This is a genomic window from Coleofasciculus sp. B1-GNL1-01 (assembly GCF_040220235.1).
GTDB lineage: Bacteria > Cyanobacteriota > Cyanobacteriia > Cyanobacteriales > Coleofasciculaceae > Coleofasciculus.
Window position 1 is genome coordinate 106,939 of the sequence record NZ_JAVJTO010000053.1, and the last position, 6,155, is coordinate 113,093.

Annotated in this window: 5 protein-coding genes; 1 reads left to right on the forward strand and 4 read right to left on the reverse strand. The window is 45.6% G+C overall.

Features of this window, described 5'->3' with window-relative positions; genetic code table 11:
* Positions 1-5 precede the first annotated feature (5 nt).
* From RID53_RS13870 to RID53_RS13885, 4 genes are all read right to left on the reverse strand, one after another.
* Positions 6-413, reverse strand: a complete 408-nt coding sequence (locus tag RID53_RS13870; RefSeq protein ID WP_446388661.1) for an Hpt domain-containing protein — start codon at positions 411-413, stop codon at positions 6-8.
* A 262-nt stretch (positions 414-675) separates the two neighbouring features.
* A complete protein-coding gene (gene glgA, locus RID53_RS13875) occupies positions 676-2,112 on the reverse strand; it encodes a glycogen synthase GlgA (protein ID WP_446388662.1) in 1,437 nt (478 codons plus the stop codon).
* Positions 2,113-2,343: 231 nt separating this feature from the next.
* Complete coding sequence (locus tag RID53_RS13880) at positions 2,344-3,297, reverse strand: ribonuclease III domain-containing protein (protein ID WP_446388663.1); 954 nt, start codon at positions 3,295-3,297, stop codon at positions 2,344-2,346.
* Positions 3,298-3,310: 13 nt separating this feature from the next.
* Positions 3,311-3,805, reverse strand: coding sequence for a universal stress protein (locus tag RID53_RS13885; protein ID WP_446388664.1), 495 nt, complete (start codon positions 3,803-3,805; stop codon positions 3,311-3,313).
* A 671-nt stretch (positions 3,806-4,476) separates the two neighbouring features.
* On the opposite strand from RID53_RS13885, the gene RID53_RS13890 reads away from it, so the two are divergent.
* Positions 4,477-5,583 (forward strand): metallophosphoesterase family protein, encoded by a 1,107-nt coding sequence (locus tag RID53_RS13890; RefSeq protein ID WP_446388665.1) that lies wholly within the window; start codon positions 4,477-4,479, stop codon positions 5,581-5,583.
* Positions 5,584-6,155 lie beyond the last annotated feature (572 nt).

Consider the following 6,155-nt stretch of genomic DNA (forward strand, 5'->3'; position numbering starts at 1 on the left):
ATGCTCTATTGGGGGAGTTGAGTAGAAACATAAGATTGTATCCCTAACCTCTGACTCTCTAGTGCCATAATTAGATCGGTAGCACTGGACAAGTTCTCGGCTTTTGCCTGACGCTCCAATTCCATGGCGATCGCTTGGAGAGATGAAACACCCACATTAGCCGCCGCTCCTTTGAGCTGATGGGCGCATTTGGCGATCGTTGGATAATCATTGACAGCTTCAGCTTGTTTAATCGCGTCTAGGTTAAGGCGAATGACCTCCAATAAGGCGACGAGCAGTTCACTTTTTAACTCCACTTCACCTAGACTCACTTCCTCTAAGCGATCAAAGTCAATCTCAATATCGTTGGTAGGATGGATAGGTGAAAAATTCGATTCAGACAAAAAGCTTCTATTCCGATTTTTATTGGGCATCAGTTAACTAGAATTTTACCATGAACTGATCACGCTGGTGGTTCAGTGGAAATGCAGGGAAGCTGAGGGACTCCAGGTACAGGGGGCGCAGCGAAGTCTCGTAGTTCATCTGCCAACTGAGTAAGGGCGGGTTTTGCACAAATGTTACCATCAATAGCCAACAGAAAGTCCCCAAACCCGCCCCTACAAGTATCACGAATCACCTGTTCCCCTGAGATTCCCGACGCCTTAATTAAATCGGGGATGGGGTGAGAAAGTCAGTTTAACTGACAACACCTGTAAGGGTTGAATCAGTCTCTTGCGGTTGAACCGTTTCCTCCTCTGGCGGTAATCCTAAAACCTCTCGGTAGGTGCGGCTATACTGTTTAGCTGATTTATCCCAACTGAAATTCTGACGCATACCGCGTTGCTGTAGTGTTGTCCATTGATCTTTAAAGCGGAAGCCTTCCCACGCTCGCACCATACAGGTATAAAAGTCTAAGGGTTCATAGCGGTCAAAGCAGTAACCTGTCCCAGTTTGGCTAACAGGTTCATGGTGAAAAACCGTATCCACCAGACCCCCTGTGCGCCGGACAATGGGGACACAACCATAGCGCATAGAGAGCATTTGACTAATGCCACAAGGTTCAAAGCGGGATGGCATTAGGAATGCATCACAACCCGCATAAATGCGTCGGGACAGAGGATCACTATAAAGGAGTTGGACAGACATACGACCCCGATAGCGAGATGCTAATTGCCACATTTGGGTTTCGTAGTAGCGTTCCCCAGATGCCAGCAATATAAATTGGGCATCGCTGTAAGCCAGGAAGCGATCAATGACTTGTAATAATAGGTCAATCCCCTTTTGCTCCACGAGGCGCGTGACCATGCCCATGAAAAAGGCATTGGAGTTGACTTCTAAGCCCACCTCTTCTTGCAGGGTCACTTTGTTTTTGCGACGTAATTCCAGCGTATCGACGCTGAAATTTTGCTCGATATATTTGTCGGTTTCTGGGTCATAACTATCCGTGTCAATGCCATTAAGAATGCCGACGGTTTTACCACTAATGAAAGACATTAACCCTTCTAGAGTTTCACCGTATTCAGCCGTGCAGATTTGTTCGGCATAAGTTGGCGACACGACAGTCACTCGATCCGCAAATTGTACCGCTGCTGCCATTGTATTATGACCTTGCATATACCAGGGACACCAGGTTATCTGCTGTAAGCGCCAGCGCCAGGGACCTTGATACGCCAAATTGTGAATCGTAAAGACGGTAGAAATATCGGGTGACTGGCTCATCCACACCGGAATCATGCCTGTATGCCAATCATGGCAATGAATAATTTGCGGTTTCCAGTAGTTCCAGGCAAACTCAGCCGCGCCATTAGCAAAGAGGGTAAATCGCCAGTCTTCATCCGCTCCGGCGTAAATATGGCGTCCTGAGAAGGCGAGATGACCAAACAGATAGAGGGGGACATCGGTTTCGGGTAATACCGTCTCATAGACAGCGAATGACTGAAACATGGCAGATCCCCACCAGACAGGTTCTTTGGGAATCTCCATCTTGTCGGGTAAAAAGCCGTAATACGGCATAAAAATCCGCACATCATGTCCCAAGCGCTTCAGGAACTTAGGCAATGCACCCACAACATCCCCCATACCGCCGACTTTTGCCAGGGGCGCTACCTCGGCGGCAACAAACAGAATATTCATAATGATGGTTGTGTACGATGAAGTCTCAAGTAGTAATACTATCCTTCAGAGGGGCGTTTACAATGACGAATCCTTGAATTCGGGGCATTTTTGCATCAATGTGGGGAGATAGAAATCAAATTACAGGTCAAATCCCTGTTCCCTGTAGAGGCGATGAACCACCTGTAGGGGGAATCTGCTTGACCTAATTGCTCTCTGGGAGTTATATCGATAAGTTTTACGGCTACCACCCTAACCTTCCATCACCTGATTAAACCGATCTCTCCCCGCATGATAATCTTTACTTTCATACCCCATAACATGCCGGACAATCCACTTTTGTGATCTGCCATCCTCCATCAGTAAACGAATCGCTTTCCTTAACACCTGCTCCTGATCAACAAACCGTTCAACAAACCAGTTTTCGGTTTCCGCCAATCCCCGTTTATCATTTTCAGCACTGCGATTCAGATAAACGGCAGCTAATAATGCCTTAAATGATTTGCCTAAAACTTTCTCATTCCCCAAATTTAGCGCTGTCAACTCTTCAGTCGTGATTTGATTGCTATAGTTGGCTTGATTCTCTTTAGAGGTTAATTCCTTAAATAAGTCATTTAAATTGCCTACTTTGACATTGGGGAGATAGCTATACAAATAATTCGCAACTATCCCCTTCAATACCGAATCTCCCAGAAACCTTAACTGTTTATTCGGTGACGAACGCTCTTTTATCTTTTTTAAATGACGCTCCAGCAACGGCGCAATCAACTGCTTAACCAACCAATTCCGTGCCTGAGAAAACCCCCGATCCTGATGAATCGCCCCAACTAACGCTATCAATGCTTCTTCAAAGGGATTGCGATTTTGTAAACGCAAGCGATGCCGTTCTTGCGTCAGTCCCAGAAACGGATACCCTTCGCCTAACCCCAATTGATACCACAGTTTGGTTAACCGTTGTCCTTCGACTAACTTGTCCCGTAAGCCTTTAAAATTACTCACCTCTAAATAGGGGCAGTTATGATATAAATAGTCAGCAATTACTAGATTAACAATAGCATCTCCAAGAAATTTTAATCGCTCGTTGTTTTGTTCTGATTCTCCAATTTGTTCAGCATAAGAGCGATGCATTAAAGCAAGTCTAAGTGTATCACTATGCTTAAATTGAATCCCAATTTGGCTTTCTAAAGATTCAGACTTCCATTCCATCATTTTTACAGGATTAAGACGTTTTAACAGTAGGTAATTGCACTGTCAGGACTGAACAGGGAGCATGGTGAAGAACGTAATTACTGGCACTCCCCAAAAGTAACTCCGAAAGCCCCGACAAACCCCGATGACCAATAATAATTAGATCAGCTTGCCAATTCTTCGCCACCTTACAGATGGTTTCCCCCGGACTTCCTGGCACCTGGGTAAACTCAGCCATGACACCAGCCGCCGTTGCTTCACCTGTGCGCGATCGCAAAATCTCCAGACATTCGCTTTCAAATTCGTCCCACTGCTTGCGGTAGGCAATATTCACATCATCTAATCGCCACGGATAATAGTCCGCTTCGGAAAATCCTGGCATACCCGGACTCGTCTCTTCCTCCGGAGACAGAACATGCAACAGTAATAGATGACCCTTGACCGCTTTGGCTAACTCTAGGGCTTGATCAAAAACATGATCACCCATACCAGAGGTATCTATGGCAACCAGCATCTTTTCAAACATAACCACTTTCTCCAAAACCCTGGTAAATAGTAGGGTTGTTACCCCTCTGACAATGGTATAATGAATTTCAACTCTGGATAGTGCCGCTCGATTTCGGCAAAGCACTAGCTTATAGATGGTCAACAACCCAGCGCTGACCGATAAAAGCGGTACAGCGTGGGCTATATAAGGGTTCTTAAGCCCTGTTGTTGGACCTTAGTAGTTCGTTAATAGTAAGAGCTACTCCGTTTATCGAGAATATATAGGCATCGTGGGGTGCAGGATTGACTATCCGTTTCCTAGCTCCACGCTCTGCGGTTTTTCATTAAACATTTCTGTTGGGTAGGGAAAGTGTGGAAACATCAAAACCTCGATAAACATTGGCGAAGGAAACCACACCCTGAAGGGTGATGACCTTACTCGTTAGGTCAATTGGGATAATTTGGGGGGATTCAATCCCCAAATTATCCCGCCTATCCATCCCAGCGCCGCCTTCCAGGACGGCGTGGGGCTTCCGGCTTTTTTTGCTAATCTAGCGATTGTGTCGGAATCTGGCTCGAAAATACACAGAATAATTAATTTTTGTGAAAATCTAGATGCCAGAAACATCTAAAGTTTCACAGAAACTTTTGCAGCCAATACAAATCCGACACTCAACCTGGAAACCAAGGGCTGAGAGAGGGAAAAATTTCATGAGTTTAAATGCCCGCTTTGCAGTAATCAGCGACTTACACATTGCTCTACCTCAAACCTTATGGGATACTCCCACCCGCTTCCATTTAGTGGAAATCAGTATCCCTGCCCTAGAGTTAGTATTCAACCATTTAGAACGTCTTGATCTAGATTTTATCCTGCTTCCAGGAGACTTAACCCAGCACGGCGAACCAACTAACCATGACTGGCTACAAAGGCGATTGTCCCAGCTACCCTACCCAGTTTACGTTGTACCTGGTAATCATGATGTCCCCACGCTATTACCCGATGAACGTTCGATTGGACTGAAAGACTTTCCCCACTATTATCATCAATTTGGCTATGACAATCCCGACCAAATCTACTATACCCATGAAATTTTTCCCGGTGTGCAGCTTATTGGCTTAAATTCCAACCAATTTGACCAGACGGGTAAACAACGGGGTTGTCTGGATGCACCGCAATTGGCATGGCTTGAGGATGTACTTGCCCAGACTAAGGATAAGTTGATTGTGGTCATGGTACATCACAATGTCATCGAACATCTACCGGATCAAGCCAAACATCCCTTGGGACGCCGCTATATGCTGGATAATGCCCCCATTTTGTTAAATCTGCTCAAAGCGGCTGGGGTGAATTTAATCTTTACGGGTCATCTTCATGTCCAGGATATCGCCTATCACCAGGGAATCTATGATATTACCACTGGATCATTAGTCAGCTATCCCCATCCCTACCGAGTCTTAGAACTGCGAACCGATAATTTAGGAAATCGCTGGTTACAGATAGAATCCCATCACATCACCTCTGTACCCGGTTGGGAAAATCTGCCGGAAATTTCGCGAAAATGGATGGGCGATCGCTCTTATCCGTTTATGGTAAAGTTACTTACCGCCCCACCTTTATGTTTACCCCAACACGACGCGGATAAACTTGCCCCCAGTTTACGTAACTTTTGGGCTGATATTGCTGTGGGTGACACCTATTTTGATTTTCCTGATTTTCCGCCGCCTGTCCGCCGCTATTTCCAAACCTTCAGCGCGATGGATAGTCAGGGTCAACCTGCGTTTATCGATAATCACGCGACATTATTGCTGGAGTCATGAATCTGTGAAGTGGACGAGATCGCTTATCATAGTGGGGCGAGGATGAACAAGGAGACTCGCTGAACCAAGAATCTTCGTCCATGCTTTCTTCATGGGCGGGAAGTGTCAATACAGATACTTAGGGTCTGCTGAATAAGTCTTGTGGTGGGGAGAGGCAATAGGGAATAGGCAATGGGCAATAGGCAATGGGCAATAGTGAAGAAAAACACTGACTCATCAAGGGATTGAGCGATTTAAATTTTTCTTCTTTTGTCCTAACCTGTGTGCGTAGTGCTATAACAGAACCTACTCCGGTACAAAGGAAGGCTTTAGATTTGTTGGGCGTAAGCCTGATATGTACCCAGTGAAGCCGAAAGTAAAATCGCCCTAAGTCTGGATATGCATACAGTGTAGCGATTTGTCAAAGGGGAACTTCAGTCTAAACTGAAGTTCCCCCCGTCCAGATGTACTACAGGGGACTGAACCCCTACTGCATAAGCATTTTAGCAATTTAGCCCCCTCAAATCGTACCCATGTATATTTAAGATTTTCTTAATAGTCTTGGGGAAAAATCTGTGAGACAATTGTAGTCA